The organism is Streptomyces sp. NPDC058576, assembly GCF_042718715.1.
In the GTDB taxonomy this organism is placed as follows: domain Bacteria; phylum Actinomycetota; class Actinomycetes; order Streptomycetales; family Streptomycetaceae; genus Streptomyces.
Genome location: NZ_JBHXPF010000073.1, coordinates 1 through 17,476 on the forward strand (window position 1 = coordinate 1; position 17,476 = coordinate 17,476).

The 17,476-nt window shown below is 72.8% G+C and carries 15 protein-coding genes; 7 read left to right on the forward strand and 8 right to left on the reverse strand.

The features are described 5' to 3' along the window. Positions 1-65 precede the first annotated feature (65 nt). On the reverse strand, positions 66-431 hold the full coding sequence (locus tag ACFWRV_RS32130; protein ID WP_384339441.1) for a hypothetical protein: 366 nt from the start codon (positions 429-431) through the stop codon (positions 66-68). 254 nt (positions 432-685) lie between these two features. On the opposite strand from ACFWRV_RS32130, the gene ACFWRV_RS32135 reads away from it, so the two are divergent. The 3 genes from ACFWRV_RS32135 (at position 686) to ACFWRV_RS32145 (ending at position 6,559) form a co-directional block, all read left to right on the forward strand. Next, on the forward strand, positions 686-4,417 hold the full coding sequence (locus ACFWRV_RS32135) for an ABC transporter ATP-binding protein (protein ID WP_384339442.1): 3,732 nt from the start codon (positions 686-688) through the stop codon (positions 4,415-4,417). A 62-nt stretch (positions 4,418-4,479) separates the two neighbouring features. After that, positions 4,480-4,959, forward strand: a complete 480-nt coding sequence (locus tag ACFWRV_RS32140) for a hypothetical protein (RefSeq protein ID WP_384339443.1) — start codon at positions 4,480-4,482, stop codon at positions 4,957-4,959. 115 nt (positions 4,960-5,074) lie between these two features. Beyond that, a complete protein-coding gene (locus ACFWRV_RS32145; RefSeq protein ID WP_384339444.1) occupies positions 5,075-6,559 on the forward strand; it encodes a S28 family serine protease in 1,485 nt (494 codons plus the stop codon). Positions 6,560-6,591: 32 nt separating this feature from the next. Here the strand turns inward: ACFWRV_RS32145 and ACFWRV_RS32150 are convergent, their stop codons facing one another. The 5 genes from ACFWRV_RS32150 to ACFWRV_RS32170 form a co-directional block, all read right to left on the reverse strand. Then, a complete protein-coding gene (locus ACFWRV_RS32150) occupies positions 6,592-7,269 on the reverse strand; it encodes a hypothetical protein (RefSeq protein WP_384339445.1) in 678 nt (225 codons plus the stop codon). 125 nt (positions 7,270-7,394) lie between these two features. Beyond that, positions 7,395-9,227: a glycoside hydrolase family 3 protein gene (locus ACFWRV_RS32155; RefSeq protein ID WP_384339446.1), complete on the reverse strand. Its 1,833-nt coding sequence runs from the start codon at positions 9,225-9,227 to the stop codon at positions 7,395-7,397. 416 nt (positions 9,228-9,643) lie between these two features. Then, on the reverse strand, positions 9,644-10,432 hold the full coding sequence (locus ACFWRV_RS32160) for a sugar phosphate isomerase/epimerase family protein (RefSeq protein ID WP_384339447.1): 789 nt from the start codon (positions 10,430-10,432) through the stop codon (positions 9,644-9,646). A 180-nt stretch (positions 10,433-10,612) separates the two neighbouring features. Next, positions 10,613-11,131, reverse strand: coding sequence for a hypothetical protein (locus ACFWRV_RS32165; protein WP_384339448.1), 519 nt, complete (start codon positions 11,129-11,131; stop codon positions 10,613-10,615). 101 nt (positions 11,132-11,232) lie between these two features. After that, positions 11,233-12,351, reverse strand: a complete 1,119-nt coding sequence (locus ACFWRV_RS32170; RefSeq protein WP_384339449.1) for a LacI family DNA-binding transcriptional regulator — start codon at positions 12,349-12,351, stop codon at positions 11,233-11,235. 109 nt (positions 12,352-12,460) lie between these two features. Here ACFWRV_RS32170 and ACFWRV_RS32175 point away from each other — a divergent pair, with 109 nt between their 5' ends. The 3 genes from ACFWRV_RS32175 to ACFWRV_RS32185 are packed head-to-tail and all read left to right on the forward strand — an operon-like array spanning position 12,461 to position 15,643. Next, a complete protein-coding gene (locus ACFWRV_RS32175; protein ID WP_384339450.1) occupies positions 12,461-13,612 on the forward strand; it encodes a Gfo/Idh/MocA family protein in 1,152 nt (383 codons plus the stop codon). A gap of 43 nt (positions 13,613-13,655) precedes the next feature. Beyond that, positions 13,656-14,810, forward strand: coding sequence for a dihydrodipicolinate synthase family protein (locus tag ACFWRV_RS32180; protein WP_384339451.1), 1,155 nt, complete (start codon positions 13,656-13,658; stop codon positions 14,808-14,810). Next, positions 14,807-15,643 carry a sugar phosphate isomerase/epimerase family protein gene (locus ACFWRV_RS32185; RefSeq protein ID WP_384339452.1) on the forward strand — a complete coding sequence of 279 codons (837 nt, stop codon included), beginning with the start codon at positions 14,807-14,809 and terminating at the stop codon, positions 15,641-15,643. The genes ACFWRV_RS32180 and ACFWRV_RS32185 overlap by 4 nt, the downstream gene beginning before the upstream one ends. Before the next feature lie 252 nt (positions 15,644-15,895). Here ACFWRV_RS32185 and ACFWRV_RS32190 read toward each other — a convergent pair whose 3' ends face one another. Together ACFWRV_RS32190 and ACFWRV_RS32195 are read right to left on the reverse strand one after the other, a co-directional pair. Continuing rightward, positions 15,896-16,315 carry an RNHCP domain-containing protein gene (locus ACFWRV_RS32190; RefSeq protein ID WP_384339453.1) on the reverse strand — a complete coding sequence of 140 codons (420 nt, stop codon included), beginning with the start codon at positions 16,313-16,315 and terminating at the stop codon, positions 15,896-15,898. A 76-nt stretch (positions 16,316-16,391) separates the two neighbouring features. Further along, positions 16,392-16,742 (reverse strand): RNHCP domain-containing protein, encoded by a 351-nt coding sequence (locus ACFWRV_RS32195; protein ID WP_384339454.1) that lies wholly within the window; start codon positions 16,740-16,742, stop codon positions 16,392-16,394. A gap of 448 nt (positions 16,743-17,190) precedes the next feature. Here ACFWRV_RS32195 and ACFWRV_RS32200 point away from each other — a divergent pair, with 448 nt between their 5' ends. Further along, the gene (locus ACFWRV_RS32200) at positions 17,191-17,457 is read left to right on the forward strand and encodes a hypothetical protein (RefSeq protein ID WP_384339455.1); all 267 of its coding nucleotides are present in this window, start codon (positions 17,191-17,193) and stop codon (positions 17,455-17,457) included. Positions 17,458-17,476 lie beyond the last annotated feature (19 nt).

Consider the following 17,476-nt stretch of genomic DNA (forward strand, 5'->3'; position numbering starts at 1 on the left):
GGTCACCCGGGCGCCCGCCCGCTCACAAATCCGCGGGCGCACCGGTCACCCGGGCGCCCGCCCGCTCACAACTCCGCGAGCGCCTTCTCGATCGCGGCCTCCTGCGCCGTGACTCCCTCCTGGAAGCGCGCCCGCTCCGCGGTGTCCCGGATCTCCCCGGGCAGCTCCCGGCGGAGCGGCAGCAGGTCCGGCAGTTGCCGGAAGGCCACCGCGGCGGCCCGCCCCTCGCCCCGGTTGGTGGCGCCGGCCAGATACCGGCCGGCCTGCCACAGGTGCACGGTGAGGTGCTTGCGGGGTTCGGTGGACAGCTGCCGTCGCGTCCCCGCCTTCCCCATGGAGTGGTGCGGGCCCTCGCTGAGGCGCTCCAGCGCGGCCAGCGCCGCGAAGAGCTGGCCGCAGCGGTACGCCTCGGTGAGCCGGTCGTTCGCCATGGTTTCTGCCCCCTTCGGGCGCCCTCCGGCGAGGAGGGCGCCGATGCCGTCGCGCATCACTACCCGTGCCGGGCGGCGGACGAACCGGTCCTGGGGCCCGGGTCCCGCCCGCCTCCGACCATCGGCCCCCTTCGCCCTCCCTTTGTTGCGGAGGGATGAAATCCGCTCCCCGCGATGTTGGTGACTTCCGGTAGAGCAGGCTCGCGATCCGGGCGACCGGACACGGGCACACGGGGTGGAGAGGGAGGCAACGCGTGACGGGCGCAGAGCAACAGGGGTGGGGCCGACGGCTGACCGGATACGCGTGGCGGTACCGGCGCAACGTCGTGCTCGCTCTCGGCTCGTCGCTCGCCGGCATGGGCGTCATGGCCCTCGTGCCGCTCATCACCAAGGTGATCATCGACGACGTGGTCACCGACCACACCCGGTCGCTCGCCGTCTGGACCGGGCTGCTCATCGGCGCGGCCGTCCTCGTCTACATCGCCACCTACATCCGCCGGTACTACGGCGGCCGGCTCGCCCTGGACGTCCAGCACGATCTGCGTACGGACATGTACGCGACGATCACCCGGCTCGACGGGAAACGGCAGGACGAGCTGTCCACCGGGCAGGTCGTCGGCCGCGCCACCAGCGACCTCCAGCTGATCCAGGGGCTGCTGTTCATGCTCCCGATGACCATCGGGAACATCCTGCTCTTCCTGCTCTCCCTGGTGATCATGGCGTGGCTCTCGCTGCCCCTGACCCTCGTCGCCCTCGCCGTCGCCCCCGCCCTGTGGTTCATCGCCCGCCGGTCCAGGGTCCGCCTCTTCCCCGCCACCTGGTACGCCCAGAGCCAGGCCGCCGCCGTCGCCGGAGTCGTCGACGGGGCCGTCTCCGGGGTCCGCGTCGTCAAGGGGTTCGGGCAGGAGGACCAGGAGACCGGCAAGCTCCGCGAGGTGAGCCGCCGGCTGTTCTCCGGGCGGCTGCGCACGATCCGGCTGAACTCCCGCTACACCCCCGCCCTCCAGGCCGTGCCCGCGCTCGGCCAGGTCGCCATGCTCGCCCTCGGCGGCTGGCTGGCCACCCGGGGCGAGATCACCCTGGGCACGTTCGTCGCCTTCTCCACCTACCTCGCCCAGCTCGTCGGCCCGGTCCGGATGCTCGCCATGGTCCTCACCGTCGGCCAGCAGGCCCGCGCCGGCGTGGAACGCGTCCTGGAGCTGATCGACACCGAGCCCTCCATGAAGGACGGCACCAAGGAACTGCCCGCCGACGCCCCGGCCGGGATCGAGTTCGACGACGTCACGTTCGGGTACGACGAGGAGCGCCCGGTCCTCGAAGGCTTCTCGCTCACCGTCGAACCCGGCGAGACCGTCGCCGTCGTCGGTGCGTCCGGCAGCGGCAAGTCCACCGTCTCCCTCCTGCTGCCCCGCTTCTACGACGTCTCCCACGGGGCCGTCCTGATCGGCGGCCACGACGTCCGCGAGCTCACCCAGGCCTCCCTGCGCTCCGCCATCGGGCTCGTCCCCGAGGACAGCTTCCTGTTCTCCGACACCGTCCGCGCCAACATCGCCTACGGCCTCCCCGACGCCACCCAGGAACAGATCGAACAGGCCGCCCGCGCCGCCCAGGCCGACCGGTTCATCGCCGATCTGCCGCACGGCTACGACACCACCGTCGGCGAGCACGGGCTCACCCTGTCCGGCGGCCAGCGCCAGCGCGTCGCCCTCGCCCGCGCCATCCTCACCGACCCCCGGCTCCTCCTCCTCGACGACGCGACCTCCGCCGTCGACGCCCGCGTCGAGCACGAGATCCACGAGGCGCTGCGGCAGGTGATGGCGGGACGCACCACCCTCCTCATCGCCCACCGCCGCTCCACCCTCCAGCTCGCCGACCGCATCGCCGTCCTGGACGGCGGGAAGCTCGCCGCGATCGGCACCCACGAGGAGCTGGAGCGCACCTCCGCCCTCTACCGCCGCCTCCTCACCGACCCCGACGAGCTCGGCGGCGCATCGCCGGGCCACCGGCCGCCGCGCACCGAGGCCGACCCCGAGGACGACCGCGCCCTTCAGGAGGAGCTGGACGCCGAGTTCGACGCGGAACGCGGCATCACCCCCGAGCTGTGGATCCGCAAGGAGGAGGAGCGGGACACCACCCGGGCCGGCATGCCCGCGACGCCCGAACTGCTCGCCCAGGTCGAGGCGCTGCCGCCCGCCACGGGCACCCCCGAGGTCGACGAGGCCGCCGCGGTGCGCCCGGAGGAGTCCTACGGGCTGCGCCGGCTGCTGCGCGGCTTCGGCGCGGCCCTGCTCATCAGCCTCGGCCTCGTCGCCGTCGACGCCGGCATGGGCCTGCTGCTGCCGGTCCTGATCCGGTACGGCATCGACGAGGGCGTCAACCAGGTGGCGATGGGCGCGGTGTGGGCGGCCTCCGCGATCGCCCTCGCGGTCGTGCTCGTCCAGTGGGTGGCCCAGACCGGCGAGATCCGGATGACCGGCCGGACCGGTGAGCGGGTCCTCTACTCGCTCCGCCTCAAGATCTTCGCCCAGCTCCAGCGCCTCGGACTCGACTACTACGAGCGCGAGCTGACCGGCCGGATCATGACCCGGATGACCACGGACGTGGACGCGCTCTCCACGTTCCTCCAGACCGGCCTGGTCACCGCGTTCGTCTCCGTCGTCACCTTCTTCGGCATCATGGTGGCCCTGCTGGTCCTGGACATCCAGCTCGCCCTGGTCGTCTTCGCGACGCTGCCCGTGCTGATCGTCGGGACGTTCTTCTTCCGCCGCAGCAGCGTCAAGGCGTACGAACTGGCCCGTGAGCGCATCAGCGGGGTCAACGCCGACCTTCAGGAGTCCGTCGCCGGTCTCCGTATCGTCCAGGCCTTCGGCCGCGAGCACGACGGAGCCGCCCGCTACGCCGAGCGCAGCGACAGCTACCGCCAGGCCCGGGTGCGCGGCCAGTGGCTGATCTCGATCTACTTCCCGTTCGTCCAGCTGCTGGCCTCGGTCGCCGCCGCCGCCGTGATCATCGTCGGCTCGGGCCGGGTCGACAACGGCACGCTGACCGTCGGCGCCCTGGTCGCCTACCTCCTCTACATCGAGCTGTTCTTCGCCCCCGTCCAGCAGCTCTCCCAGGTCTTCGACGGCTACCAGCAGGCCACCGTCTCCCTCGGCCGCATCCAGGAGCTGCTGCGCGAGCCCACCTCGACCGCCGACCCGGACGAGCCGCTCGACGTGCTCTCGCTGCGCGGCGAGATCGCGTTCGAGGACGTCTCCTTCGCGTACGGGGACGAGGAAGAGGCCCTCACCGGAATCGACCTGCACATCCCGGCCGGGCAGACCGTCGCCTTCGTGGGCGAGACGGGGGCGGGCAAGTCGACGCTGGTCAAGCTGGTCGCCCGGTTCTACGACCCCACGGGCGGCCGGGTCACCGCCGACGGCACGGACCTGCGCCGGCTCGACATGACCGCCTACCGGCACCGCCTCGGCGTCGTCCCGCAGGAGGCGTACCTCTTCGCCGGTACGGTCCGCGACGCCATCGCCTACGGGCTGCCCGACGCCACCGACGCCCAGGTGGAGGCAGCGGCCCGCGCGGTCGGCGCGCACGAGATGATCGCCACGCTGGAGGACGGCTATCTCCACGAGGTCGCCGAGCGCGGCCGCAACCTCTCCGCCGGACAGCGCCAGCTCATCGCCCTGGCCCGCGCCGAGCTCGTCGACCCGGACGTCCTGCTCCTGGACGAGGCCACCGCATCCCTCGACCTCGCCACCGAGGCCCTGGTCAACCAGGCCACCGACCGGCTCACCGGCCGCCGCACCACGCTGGTGGTCGCCCACCGGCTGACGACCGCTGCCCGAGCCGACCGCGTCGTCGTCATGGACCACGGCCGCGTCGTCGAGGACGGTACGCACGACGAGCTGCTCGCCCTGGACGGGCCGTACGCACGGCTGTGGCGCATGTTCATCGGCGAGGGCATAGGGGAGGACGAGCCTGCGGCAGTCTGAGCGGCCGGCCGGGGCCGCCCGTGCAACCTCCCCGGGGTCTGCTGCGTCGTAGCCAGGGACGCATGGGCGCGTACGGATGTCAGGTGGGGGCAGAGGTGTTCGACAGGGTTGCGGGACCGGCAGGACCGGGCGGGCCGGAGAAGGCCGCTGGACCGGGCGGGCCGAGGAGACGACCGCTGCTGGTCGGCCTCCTCGTCCTGCCGCTGCTGGTCGGACTCGTCCCCCTCCTCGCCGCTCCCGGCACCGCCCAGGCCGCCTCCGGCTGCTCGGGCCGCCCGGCGAAGACGGTCGGGTTCTCCACGGGAGAGCTGCGCGTCTACAAGAGCCGTGCCCACGTCTGCGCGGTGACCGTCGCCAAGAAGCCAGGCAAGCGGCGGACGATGAGCGTCGCGCTCCAGGCCCGCGGCGGTCGCGCGGTCTCCGACAAGGGCTCGTACACGAAGATGGCGGGACCGGTCACGGTCAACGCGCTGAACCGCTGCGTCCGGGCCACCGGCGCGATCGGCAGGAAATCCGTCGCCACGGGATGGATCCTCTGCTGACACCGCCGCCGGGCCCGTTCGCCGAATTGCCCACGGACACGGACAACCGGGTCTGGCGTGGCGTGTGTTGCCCCGATAAGTTCACGGCGACTGTTGTGAATCAAGGGGAGCGTGCATGCGCAAGTCACTCACAGGGGTTCTCTCGCTCGCCGTGCTCATAGGCACGGTCGGAGCCACGGGGGCCTCGGCCGGTGCGGCCACCGCCGCGGAACCGGCCGCGAAGCGGAGCAGCCAAACCGCCACCGGCGTCGAAGCGAGCAACGAGGACATCAAGGACCGCATCCTGGCGATCCCGGGCATGAGCCTGATCGAGGAGAAGCCCTACGCCGGCTACCGCTACTTCGTCCTCAACTACACGCAGCCGGTCGACCACCGGCGCCCGTCCAAGGGCACGTTCCAGCAGCGCCTGACCCTGCTGCACAAGGACGTGAGCCGCCCGACGGTCTTCTTCACCAGCGGCTACAACGTCTCCACCAACCCCAGCCGCAGCGAGCCGACACAGATCATCGACGGCAACCAGGTCTCCCTGGAGTACCGCTACTTCACCCCCTCCCGGCCGGCCCCGGCCGACTGGTCCAAACTGGACATCTGGCAGGCCGCCAGTGACCAGCACCGGGTGTTCACGGCGCTGAAGAAGATCTACGACAAGAAGTGGCTGGCCACCGGCGGGTCCAAGGGCGGCATGACCGCCACGTACTTCGAGCGCTTCTACCCGAAGGACATGGATGGCGTCGTCGCCTACGTCGCGCCCAACGACGTCGTCGACAAGGAGGACTCGGCGTACGACCGGTTCTTCCGCGACGTCGGCACCGAGGAGTGCCGCGACAAGCTGGCCGGTGTGCAGCGTGAGGCGCTGATCCGCCGGGCCCCGCTCCAGAAGAAGTTCAAGGAGCAGGCCGCCGCCAACGGCTGGACCTTCAACACCGTCGGCTCCCTCGACCGCGCCTACGAGGCGACGGTCATGGACTACACGTTCGCGTTCTGGCAGTACAGCCTGCTCGCCGACTGCGTGGACCTCCCGGCCGACGCCAAGAAGGCCACCGACGACGACATCTGGAACTCCGTGGACGCCGTGGTCGGCTTCTCCGGCTACGTGGACCAGGGCCTGGAGACGTACACCCCGTACTACTACCAGGCGGGCACCCAGCTCGGGTCGCCGGACATCGAGCAGCCCTGGCTCGGCAACCTGAGCCGCTACGGCTACCAGCCCCCGCGCAACTTCGTGCCCCGCTCCATCCCGATGACGTTCGACCGGGGCGCGATGCGGGACATCGACCGCTGGGTCAAGCGCAACGCCCGGCAGATGATGTACGTCAACGGCGAGAACGACCCGTGGAGCGCGGAGCCGTTCCGCCTCGGCCGCGGCGCGAAGGACAGCGCGGTCTACACCGTCCCCGGCGGCAACCACGGCTCGAAGGTCTCCGGTCTCCCGGAGGCGCAGAAGGCGAAGGCCACCGCCGACATCCTGCGCTGGGCGGGCGTCGCCCCGGCGGCCGTCGAGGCCGACCCGGCGAAGGCGAAGCCGCTGGCGAAGTTCGACACGAGGCTGGACCAGCGCAACGGCGAGATCGAGCGCGACGAGGCGACTCTGCGCCCGTAGCCGCTCACGTCGGCCGCGCCCGTCGGTCACCGTCACCATCCGGTGGACCGGCGGGCGCAGCCCACCGCACGCTCCCCGCGCAGGGCGACGAAGAGATCCGTGTCGTCCGGGCACTGCGCCCGCCGTCGCACCGCCGACTCCACCCGGTAGCGCGGGGCGCGGCCGCCCGCGTCCTCGCAGGCGGTCTCCGTGACCTCGCCCGCGCGGGAGGCCGTGACACAGTCCCCGACCACGGTCAGCGGGCCGCCGCCCTGTCCGGGGTCGCCCGGATGCGGGGGCTCCAGGTTCCGCATGCAGGCGTAACCGGTGGTGAGCCGGGAACGGGCCCCGGTGCCCGTCTCGGAGACATGCAGGACGAAGTCGGTGGCGTCCGGGCAGGGCGGGCCCGACGAGGGGGTGCCGAGGTGCCGGGCGAGGACGGTGGCCGCGGCCTTCTCGCTGCGGCAGAACACCTCCCGGATCTCGGGCCCCCGCGAACTGCAGTCGCCCGGCCCGAGAAACACCACCCCGTACGGCGACGGGCCGGGCGGGGCGGGGACGGGCCCCCGGCCGTCGGTGACCGTCCCGCCCGGGGCCTCGCAGGCCGTCAGCAGGAGCGCGGCCACGGCAACGCTCGTGGCCAGGACGGCGATCCGGGCCGGTACGGCGACCCGGGCCGATAACGGGGCGGGCCGCCGGCTCCGGGCATCCGAGGACGTGTGCTCATCCATGAGAAACCCCCCAATACGTCCGTAAAGACGTACACCCGGCGCGGCCCGCCGGAGCGGGGCCACGCCAGGTGCGGGGGTGCTTTGCGTCGGCGACCGGAGGCCGGGGCCGTCCGGTCGCCGTAGGCCTAGTACGACAGTCCGTGGCCCACCGGATACAGCACCTGCGCCGGGTCGTCCGCGCGCTGCACCGGAACCGGCAGGGCGCCGGCCGGCTCGGCGCGGCCCGCGATCACCCGGGCCGCGGCGCGCAGTTCGACATCGGTCCAGGAGTACGAGACGAGGCTCGCCGCGACGCCCGTCCCGGTGAGGTGGGCGACGTCGTACGGGTTGCGGATCGCGACCGTGACCACCGGGACCCCGGTCGCCACGAGCGCGGTCACCAGCGCGCGTTGCGAGCTGCCGGCCGTGACGTTGTACGTCGCCACGACCACCGCGTCCTTGCCCTCGGCGGCCGCGACCGCTTCGGCGATCTTCGCCTGGTTCGGGGCCGTGCCGGTGGGCAACGCCCCTGCCGAGAAGCCCAGTTCACTGAAGGCGTCTCTGAGGGTGCTGGTCGGCGGGCCCGTCGTCCCGGAGGGGGAGGCCGGATCGGCGCCCACCACCAGCAGGTTGCGGTGGGTGCGGCGGGAGAGCGGCAGCAGCGAGCCCCGGTCGTCGAGCAGGGTCGTCGTGCGCTCGGCGATCCGGTCGGCGGCGGCCCGGTGGGCGCGGCTGCCGACCGTACGCTCGACGCCCCGGTGACTGACGAACGGGTCCCGGAACAGGCCGAGTCCGCTCTTCAGCCGCAGGATCCGCAGGATCGACTCCTCGATCCGCGCCTCGCTGATCTCGCCGCCCCGCACCGCCTCCAGCACCGCGTTCCAGGCCACGGAGAGATTCGGCGGGTTCAGCAGCTGGTCCACGCCCGCCAGCAGCGCGAGGACCGGCACCCGGTCGTCGCCGTACTTCGTGCGCACCCCCTCCATGCCGAGCGAGTCCGTGACCACCACCCCGTCGTAGCCGAGCTCCTCGCGGAGGATGCCGGTGAGGATCGGCCGGGAGAGCGTGGCCGGGTCCTCGGACGGGTCGAGGGCGGGGACCACGATGTGCGCGGTCATGATCGAGTCGATGCGGGCCCGGATCGCCGCGCGGAACGGCGGGGCGTCCAGCTCCTCCCACTGCGCGCGGGTGTGGTTGATGACGGGCAGCCCGGTGTGGCTGTCGGTGTTCGTGTCGCCGTGGCCGGGGAAGTGCTTGGCGGTCGACGCGACCCCCGCGCCCTGATAGCCCTTCACCTGCGCCGCGACCAGGTCGGCCACCGCGTCGGGGTCGGAGCCGAAGGACCGCACGCCGATGACCGGGTTGGCGGGGTTGACGTTGACGTCGGCGTCCGGCGCGTAGTTCTGGTTGATCCCGAGCGCGGCCAGCTCCGCGCCCGCGATCCAGGCCGCCCGCCGGGTGTCGGAGCGCGAGCCGCCCGCGCCCAGGGCCATCGCGCCCGGCAACAGCGTGGCGGGTTCGCCGACCCGGCAGACGATGCCGTGTTCCTGGTCGGTGGAGACGAGCAGCGGCACTCGGGGGCGCCCGGCGAGCGCGGCGCGCTGGAGGCCGTTGGAGAGGTCGGCGATCTGGTGCGGGTCGCGGGTGTTGCGCGCCCAGGTGAAGTAGATGATGCCGCCGACGTGGTACGTGGAGATCAGCTCGGCGCCCGTGCGGACCCCGATCTCTTTGAGGTTGGCGTCGATGTCGGCCTGGTCGGGGTCGGTGGCGTCGTGCCCGTAGACCCGCATCACGAAGAGCTGGCCGACCTTCTCCTCCAGGCTCATCCCGGCGATGATCTGCCGCAGCCGGCGGTCGGTGGAGGCGTTCGTGGAGTGCGCGGATGCGACGGAGGGGGCGGCGAGGGCGCCGGTGGCGGCCGCGGCCGTGGCGGCGGCGGTGGCGGTGAGGAGGGTGCGTCTTGAGGTGCGGTGGGGCACGTGAGCTCCTTCCCGGGGTGAAAGAAACTTCCAAGGAAGTACGCTTATAGGGAAAGTAACTTCCGGTCAAGAGTCCGGGCCGCACGTGCCACGACCCGTACGCGAACGGGTGGACGTGATCGGACCCCGCTTGAGGGGCGGAGAACAGGCCCCCCCCCCCCGGGGGGGGGACGCCCCCCCGGGGGGCTGGAGAACTCGCACCAGCCCCGCCGGGCCCCCCAAGACCACCCCCCCCCACCCCACCACCACCCCACGCTTATACCAACACTACCTGCCCGACCCCCCGGGGGCCCCCCCGGCCCCCCCCCCGACCGCCCGGGGGGGCACGCCCCCGCCCCTCCGCGGGGGCCCCCACCCGACCACCCGTCCACGCGTGGGGGAGACGCCGCTTCGCCGCCTCGCCGATGCCGATCCCGCTACTGCTTGGGCGCTCCGAGCCGCAGCAGGTACTCGCGCCCGGCGCCGAGCAGCCCCGGCAGCTCCGCCGCCCCCGGGTGCCAGCGCTTCTCGTACTCCCAGCACACCCACGTGTCCGGACCCGGCCCGTCCAGGCACTCCGCCAGCGGAAGCACCCCGGAGCCCAGCGCCAGCGGAGTGAGGTCCTGTGCCGACGCGACGTCCTTCACCTGGACGTAGCCCAGGTGCGGGGCGAGCACCGCATGGCTGGCGGCCGGTTCCTCGCCGGCGAGCCAGGTGTGCAGCACGTCCCAGATCGCACCGACCCGGGGGTGCCCGACCGTGGCGACGACCCGGGCGGCATCCAGGCCCGCGCGGTGCGAGTCATGGGTCTCCAGCAGGATGCTCACGCCCATGTCGGCGGCGGCCGGGGCGGCCGCGCCGAGCCGCCTGGCAGCCGTCGCGTCGGCCGCCGCCTGCTCCTGGTCGCCGCCGCCGGGGAAGACCCGGACGTAGGAAGCGCCCAGGTCCCGGGCGAGCTTCACCAACTCGGACAGCTCCGCCAGGACCGGTTCGTCGTCCCCCTCGGCGGCCACCTGTACGTACCCGGCGAGGGCCAGGATCTCCACGCCGCCGGCCTTGAACGCCTCGACCACATCGGCCCGTTCCAGCGACGAGAGCCCCAGGTGCACGGGCTCCTCGGGGTGGACGCGCAGCTCCACCCCCTGGTAGCCGTTCCCGGCGGCGAGCCGGACGACCTCGGCGACCGGCGCCCCCGGCACTCCGAGGGTGGAGAATGCGAGCTTCATCGTGCGTGTTCCTTCCCTTGTGCCGACGCCTGTGCCGACGCCCCGCTCCTGCCCGCCGGGCCGGTGGCTACTCTCGTACGCGACCCCGTGCGGCGGCCCGTCCCGGCCGACGCCCCGCGGCAGTCGTTCCAGGCTACCCAGCAGCGGCTACGCGTCCGATCGCCGTGCGGCGCGCGCAGGTCAGCCGTGTTCGGCGGCCAGGGAATCGAACATCTCCCGCATCATGCGATCGATCACTCCGGGCTGCCCGGTCAGGGAACCGAAGAGGTCGGCGAGCAGCCACAGCACGAAGCCGTGCACCAGAGCCTCCTCTGCCGGAATCACCCCGAACCGGTCACGCCACGCCACGGTGTCCATGCCCATCGCGGCGGCCATGAGGACCCCGGTCACCATGGGCACCTGGGCCGGGTCGGCCCGCTCGAAGGCGGGCAGTCTGCGGATCACGGCGGGGATCAGATCGCCGAGCGGATCAAGGCGGCCCTCGTCACCGGACTGCTCGGCGATCAGGAAGCCGGTCAGCACGCCCACCAGGAAGACCGTGCCCCGGGACACCTCCTCACGCCCGTAGGCGTCCACCGCGGCTTCGACCCGCCGCTGCGCCTCCCGGCGCTCCCCGGCCGGAGTCCGCTTCTCAAGGACCCGACAGGAATCCCACGCCGCTCGGATGGCCTCATTCTCGACTTCGCCGCCACTGGTCATGGAACCGACCGTAGACGAGGCGGCGCGCCACAAAGACCCCTCCAGGACCCGCCGCCCTCGCGACTGCCGCTCGTGGCGGCCGCCCGGCGCCCGGATCCCGCTCACCCCCGGGGCGCCGCCGTGGACCCCCGGATCATCAGCTCGGCCGCGATGGTCGCGATACCGCCGGGCGGCGGGTTCTCCTTGCCCATCGCGAGCCGCCCCGCCCGGGCGCCCGCCTCGAAGAGCGGCAGCCGTACCGTCGTGAGGGCCGGCACCGCGTCCACCGAGAACGGCAGGTCGTCGAAGCCCGCGACCGATATGTCCTGCGGGATGCGCATCCCCTGGTCCCGTACGGCCGCGCACGCGCCCAGCGCCACGGTGTCGTTGGCGGCGACGATCGCGGTCACGTCCGGGGCCCTGCGCAGGAGTTCGAGGGTGGCCTCGTATCCGGAGCGCCGGTCGTAGGGCCCGTGCACGGTGAGCAGGTCCTGATCGCCGGACCCCTGGTCGCCCGAACCGGCCGCCGCGCCGCCCGCTTCCGCCCGTGCGGCATCGATCCCGGCGGCGCGCAGCGCCTCCCGGTGGCCCTCCAGCCGGTGCCGGGTGGTGGTGCGCTCCGGGGGCCCGGCGACGTACCCGATCCTGCGGTGGCCGAGCGAGATCAGGTGCTCGGTGAGCCGGCGTCCGCCGCCCCGGTTGTCGAACGCGAGGGCGGCGACGAGCGCGTCGCCCTCGGGCAGCGGGGGCCGCCCGCAGAAGACGATCCGGGTGCCCGCGTCCGCGAGCTTCGTCAGCTTCGCCGACATCGCGGCCTGGTGCGCCGGATTCTCGACGGCGCCGCCGGTGAGGACGACGGCGGCGGCGCGCTGGCGCTGGAGGAGCGTGAGATAGGTGAGTTCGCGCTCCGGGGAGCCGCCGGTGTTGCAGATCACGGCCAGCTTCTCGCCGCCCGCCCGCCCAGAGCCGTCCCCGGGGCCGCCGATCTGCGTCTGGGCCGCCCCCGCCATGATCCCGAAGAACGGGTCGGCGATGTCGTTGACCAGGATGCCGACCAGGTCCGAGGTGGCCGCCGCGAGGGAACTCGCGGGCCCGTTGAGCACGTAGTCCAGGTCGTCCACCGCGCGCAGGACCCGCTCCCGGGTCGACGCCGCCACCGGGTAATTGCCGTTCAGTACGCGGGAGACGGTGGCCGGGGACACCCGGGCGCGCGCCGCCACATCCGCCAGGGTGACTGTCATCGCTGTCCTCCGTGAGATCACGTGCGGCCCCCTCTTGTCCGGCCGCTGTCGGCAGGCTAGCGTCATCTTCGATAGAAAGCGCTTGCTACAGCCGTATGGAGGGACCTTCGTGACACGCAGGACAGTGCGCATCGCCATGAACGGCGTCACGGGGCGCATGGGGTACCGGCAGCACCTGGTGCGCTCGATCCTCGCGATCCGCGAGCAGGGAGGCCTGGATCTCGGCGACGGCGAGGTGGTGTGGCCCGAGCCCGTGCTCGTCGGCCGCCGCGTCCCCGCTCTGGAGGAACTCGCCGAGCGCCACGGCCTGACGGAGTGGTCGACCGACCTGGACGCGGTCCTCGCGGACGACACGGTCGAGATCTACTTCGACGCCCAGGTCACCTCGGCCCGGGTGGAGGCGATCAAGAAGGCGATCGCGGCGGGAAAGCACGTCTACACCGAGAAGCCGACCGCCACGGACGTCGAGGGGGCCCTCGACCTGGCCCGCCTCGCCCGGGACGCGGGAATCAAGCACGGCGTGGTCCAGGACAAGATCTTCCTGCCGGGCCTGCGCAAGCTGAAGCGCCTGATCGACGGCGGCTTCTTCGGCGAGATCCTGTCCGTGCGCGGGGAGTTCGGCTACTGGGTCTTCGAGGGCGACTGGCAGGAGGCGCAGCGCCCCTCGTGGAACTACCGCGCGGAGGACGGCGGGGGCATCGTCGTCGACATGTTCCCGCACTGGGAGTACGTGCTCCACGAGCTGTTCGGCGAGGTCACCTCCGTCACCGCGCACGTCCGGACGCACGTTCCGCGGCGCTGGGACGAGCAGGGCAAGCCGTACGAGGCGACCGCCGACGACGCCGCGTACGGCATCTTCCAACTGGCGGGCGGTGCCGTCGCGCAGATCAACTCCTCCTGGACGGTACGCGTCAACCGCGACGAACTGGTCGAGTTCCAGGTCGACGGGACACACGGCTCGGCGGTCGCGGGCCTGCGCAACTGCCGTGTCCAGCACCGCTCCTCGACCCCGAAGCCGGTCTGGAACCCGGACCTCCCGGTCACCGAGTCGTTCCGCGACCAGTGGCAGGAGATCCCGGACAACCAGGAGTTCGACAACGGCTTCAAGGCGCAGTGGGAGCTGTTCCTGCGCCACGTCGTCCGGGACGAGCCGTACACCTGGGACCTGCTGGCCGGCGCCCGGGGCGTCCAACTGGCCGAACTGGGGCTGAAGTCGTCCGCCGAGGGCCGCCGCCTCGACATCCCGGAGCTGACGCTGTGACGCGCCGCCCGACCGGGTGGCGCACCGAAGGGGAGCCGCTGCCATGACGACCACGATCCACCTCCCGCAGGGTCCCTACACGCCCCGAGCCGCCCCGCTCGACCTCGCACCGGGGGCCGGGGCCCCCTCCTCCCGTACGGTCTTCTCGGCCGCGCACGTGGTCGCCGACCCGTACGCGAACAGCGGACCGGGCGACCCGGCGGCGCTCGACTGGGAGTCCACGCTCGCCTTCCGCCGCCACCTGTGGGCGCACGGCCTGGGCGTCGCGGAGGCCATGGACACCGCGCAGCGCGGGATGGGCCTGGACTGGGCGGGCGCGGCCGACCTGATCCGCCGCTCGGCCGCCGAGGCCAGGGCGGTGGGCGGCCGGATCGCCTGCGGCGTGGGCACCGACCAGCTGCCCGACGGCCCCGCGCCCACCCTCGCCGACGTCACGGCGGCGTACGAGGAGCAGTTGGCCGTGGCCGAGGAGAACGGCGTACAACCGATCCTCATGGCCTCGCGCGCACTGGCCCGGGCCGCCCGGGGCCCCGAGGACTACCTCGCCACGTACGCGCACCTCCTGCGCCAGGCGTCGGAGCCGGTGGTCCTGCACTGGCTGGGCCCGATGTTCGACCCGGCCCTGGAGGGTTACTGGGGCAGCGCCGACCTCGACGAGGCCACGGACACCTTCCTCAAGGTCATCGCCGAACACCCGGACAAGGTCGACGGGATCAAGATCTCCCTCCTGGACGCGGCCCGCGAGATCGACGTCCGCCGCCGCCTCCCGGGCGGGGTGCGCTGCTACACGGGCGACGACTTCCACTACCCCGAACTGATCGCGGGCGACGAACGCGGCTTCAGCCATGCCCTGTTGGGCATCTTCGACCCGCTGGGACCGCTGGCCGCGCACGCGGTACGGGTACTGGACACGGGTGACGTGGACGGCTTCCGGGCCCTCCTGGACCCCACGGTCGAACTCTCCCGGCACCTCTTCGAGCGCCCCACCCGCTTCTACAAGACGGGCGTGGTGTTCCTGGCCTGGCTGGCCGGTCATCAGGACCACTTCACGATGGTGGGCGGACTCCAGTCGGCCCGCTCCCTGCCGCACCTGGCGAAGGCGTACGAACTGGCCGACGGACTGGGCCTGTTCCCCGACCCGGACCTGGCCGCGCACCGCATGCGCGCGCTGCTCGCGGTCCATGGAGGCGCACGATGACGAACGACCCGCTCGCCCGCCTCTCCATCAACCAGGAGACCATCAAGCAGTGGTCGTTGCCGGAGCTGGCCGAGGGCTGCGTCAAGGCGGGCGTCGGCAAGGTCGGCCTGTGGCGGGCCCCGGTGCAGGCGTACGGCGTCGAGCGCACGGCACGGCTCCTCGCGGACGCCGGGCTCACCGTCACCAGCCTGTGCCGGGGCGGCTTCCTCACCGCCCTCGACGCCGCCGAACGCGCCCGCGCCCTGGACGACAACCGGGCGGCGATCGACGAGGCGGCGGCCCTGTCCACCGACACCCTGGTCCTGGTCTCCGGCGGCCTCCCGCCCGGCAGCCGCGACCTGCACGGGGCCCGTGAGCGGGTGGCCGAGGCGCTGGCGGAACTGGCCCCGTACGCCGCGACGCGTGGCGTACGCCTGGCGATCGAACCCCTGCACCCGATGTACGCGTCCGACCGGTGCGTGGTCTCCACCCTCGCCCAGGCCCTGGACCTCGCCAAACGCTTCCCGGCCGAGCAGGTCGGGGTGGTCGTCGACACGTACCACCTCTGGTGGGACGACCGGGCCCCCGCCGGGATCGCCCGCGCGGGCGCGGGCGGCCGCATCCACTCCTTCCAGTTGGCCGACTGGATCACCCCGCTCCCGGCGGGCGTTCTGCTGGGCCGGGGCCAACTGGGCGACGGGAGCGTGGACTTCCGTGCGTTCCGCCGCCAGGTGGAGGCCGCCGGGTTCGACGGCCCGATCGAGGTGGAGATCTTCAACGAGGCGCTGTGGGCCCGCGACGGGGCGGAAGCGCTGGCGGAAGTGGTGGACCGCTATGTGCGTCATGCCTGCTGAGAGCCTCGCGCGGGACCCAAGGTAAAGAGATCGTAAAGAGCTGCAACCTTTGGGTACCCTCCCGGGTCACACATGGCGTCGGGACTTCCGGGGAGGGGTCCGGGGGGAACGGGAAGGCCCGACGGGAGGGGAAAGCGAGGGGGGTCCGGCCGCGAGGCCGGGCCCCATTCCGCTGTCGGCCCCGCGCCGCGGAGAGCGGCCGAGGACGGTCGGGAACAGGGCCGCCCGGCGGTCACCGGGCGACCCCGTCCGTCACAGCGCGAGCATCGCCCGCGCGGGGATGCCGGTGTCCGCGAGCGGACGCAGCGCCAGCCGGACGAGCGCCAGCGCGTTGTCGTCGCCCGCGATCCGGTTGGCGCTGAGCCGCCCGCACGCGAGGCAGTGGTGGATGAGCATCCACTCCCCGTCCTGGCGCACCGACAGGCTCAGCGCCACCATCCGCCCACGGCACCCCGCCGCCCGGTCGCCCGGAACCCGGCCGTCCACGTGCAGGCTGACCAGGCAGGACGGGCAGTGGTTGCGGTGGGCGGTGCCCGGTGCCGTCAGCGGGACGTCGAGCCGGCATCCGACGCACCGGAACGCGTCGCCGCGCACCCCGGCCGGCCCGTGCAGCACGTCCTTGGCCCGCTGCGGACGGCGTCCCGGAGTCCGCCGGGGGTTGCGCCGCGTCATCGGCCCCTCCCGGTCGCCGTGTCCTCCGGGCTCCGCGTTCCGCCGAGGGGGCCGGCCCCGGCCCCGGTCGCCCGGTTCACAGGTCACCGAAGGCTTCGAGCGGGAAGGGCGGCTGAGCCAGCGGACGTACGGCCATCCGCATCAGGATCAGCTGGTTGTCGTCCCCGCGGACCGGGTTCGAGGTCAGCTCGTCGCACCGGGTGCAGCGGTGGACGACCATCCAGTCGCCGGTGCGCAGCACCGCGATGGAGATCGGGGCCATCCGGCCCTCGCAGTCGGAGCGGCCGCCCTCGACGTGGTCGACGAGGTGCCGCGCGTGCAGACAGCTGGGGCAGTGGTTGCGCCGGCCGCCGTCGGGTGCGTACGCGGCGACGGTCAGTCCGCAGCGGACGCAGGTGAAGGTGTCCGGGGAGGACAGGGGAGACATGGGGGATGGGGAGGGCATGCCTGAGCGGTGCTGGGGGTTGTCGTGGGACACCCGGGATACTCCTTGCCGAGGATGAGGAACGAAGCAGCAGGGAGGTACCGAGCACCCCTCGCGTCAGGGGCGTGCGGGGAGCGGGCCGGGCCGGCTGAGAGATGTCAGCCGGCCGTGAGGTGTCAGCAGTCGGTCGCGTACGGCGGCCGCGGACGGTCAGGCCCGGTCGCCCCGGCGCCACAGGCGCGGCGAGGGAGGCTCGGAGTCACTGGCCGGGGCATACATCAACTGCTTTCCAGGGCTCGCGCCCAGAGATCACCCGCGGTCGGGACCCGCGGTCGAGGAGCGAGCACCGTAACAAGGGAGCCGCGGGACCGGCCAGCGAATTTCGTTCGAGGGCCGGTACGAACGGGTGATCCGGGTGACTGGCCGGCCACACCCGGGGTATCCGGCGGACATGGCCACCCTCAAGCGTGTAGCTCTCGCACCCCGTGCCGTACGGCAGTTGCGGCGGATCCGGCCGGTCTACCTCGGCGGGATGCTCATCTCCCTGCTGGTTCTCGTCCTTCAGGCCGACCGGGACACGGGCGGCCGGCAGGTCGGGATCGCGGGAACCTTCCTGCTCGCGTTCACGGCTCTGTTCAGCCTGACGGCCGTGCAGCTGTGGCGGCATGCGCGGGCCGCCCACTGCAGCACGGCGAAGAAGCTGACGCGGACCGTCTGAGGCGGCCGGCCGGAGCCCG

What these genes read in the sequence shown, in the direction of transcription:
- ACFWRV_RS32130 (WP_384339441.1), bottom strand. Translation starts at nt 431, where the DNA reads ATGGCGAACGACCGGCTCACCGAGGCGTACCGCTGCGGCCAGCTCTTC.
- ACFWRV_RS32140 (WP_384339443.1), top strand. Translation starts at nt 4,480, where the DNA reads ATGGGCGCGTACGGATGTCAGGTGGGGGCAGAGGTGTTCGACAGGGTT.
- ACFWRV_RS32145 (WP_384339444.1), top strand. Translation starts at nt 5,075, where the DNA reads ATGCGCAAGTCACTCACAGGGGTTCTCTCGCTCGCCGTGCTCATAGGC.
- ACFWRV_RS32150 (WP_384339445.1), bottom strand. Translation starts at nt 7,269, where the DNA reads ATGGATGAGCACACGTCCTCGGATGCCCGGAGCCGGCGGCCCGCCCCG.
- ACFWRV_RS32160 (WP_384339447.1), bottom strand. Translation starts at nt 10,432, where the DNA reads ATGAAGCTCGCATTCTCCACCCTCGGAGTGCCGGGGGCGCCGGTCGCC.
- ACFWRV_RS32165 (WP_384339448.1), bottom strand. Translation starts at nt 11,131, where the DNA reads ATGACCAGTGGCGGCGAAGTCGAGAATGAGGCCATCCGAGCGGCGTGG.
- ACFWRV_RS32170 (WP_384339449.1), bottom strand. Translation starts at nt 12,351, where the DNA reads ATGACAGTCACCCTGGCGGATGTGGCGGCGCGCGCCCGGGTGTCCCCG.
- ACFWRV_RS32180 (WP_384339451.1), top strand. Translation starts at nt 13,656, where the DNA reads ATGACGACCACGATCCACCTCCCGCAGGGTCCCTACACGCCCCGAGCC.
- ACFWRV_RS32185 (WP_384339452.1), top strand. Translation starts at nt 14,807, where the DNA reads ATGACGAACGACCCGCTCGCCCGCCTCTCCATCAACCAGGAGACCATC.
- ACFWRV_RS32190 (WP_384339453.1), bottom strand. Translation starts at nt 16,315, where the DNA reads ATGACGCGGCGCAACCCCCGGCGGACTCCGGGACGCCGTCCGCAGCGG.
- ACFWRV_RS32195 (WP_384339454.1), bottom strand. Translation starts at nt 16,742, where the DNA reads ATGTCTCCCCTGTCCTCCCCGGACACCTTCACCTGCGTCCGCTGCGGA.
- ACFWRV_RS32200 (WP_384339455.1), top strand. Translation starts at nt 17,191, where the DNA reads ATGGCCACCCTCAAGCGTGTAGCTCTCGCACCCCGTGCCGTACGGCAG.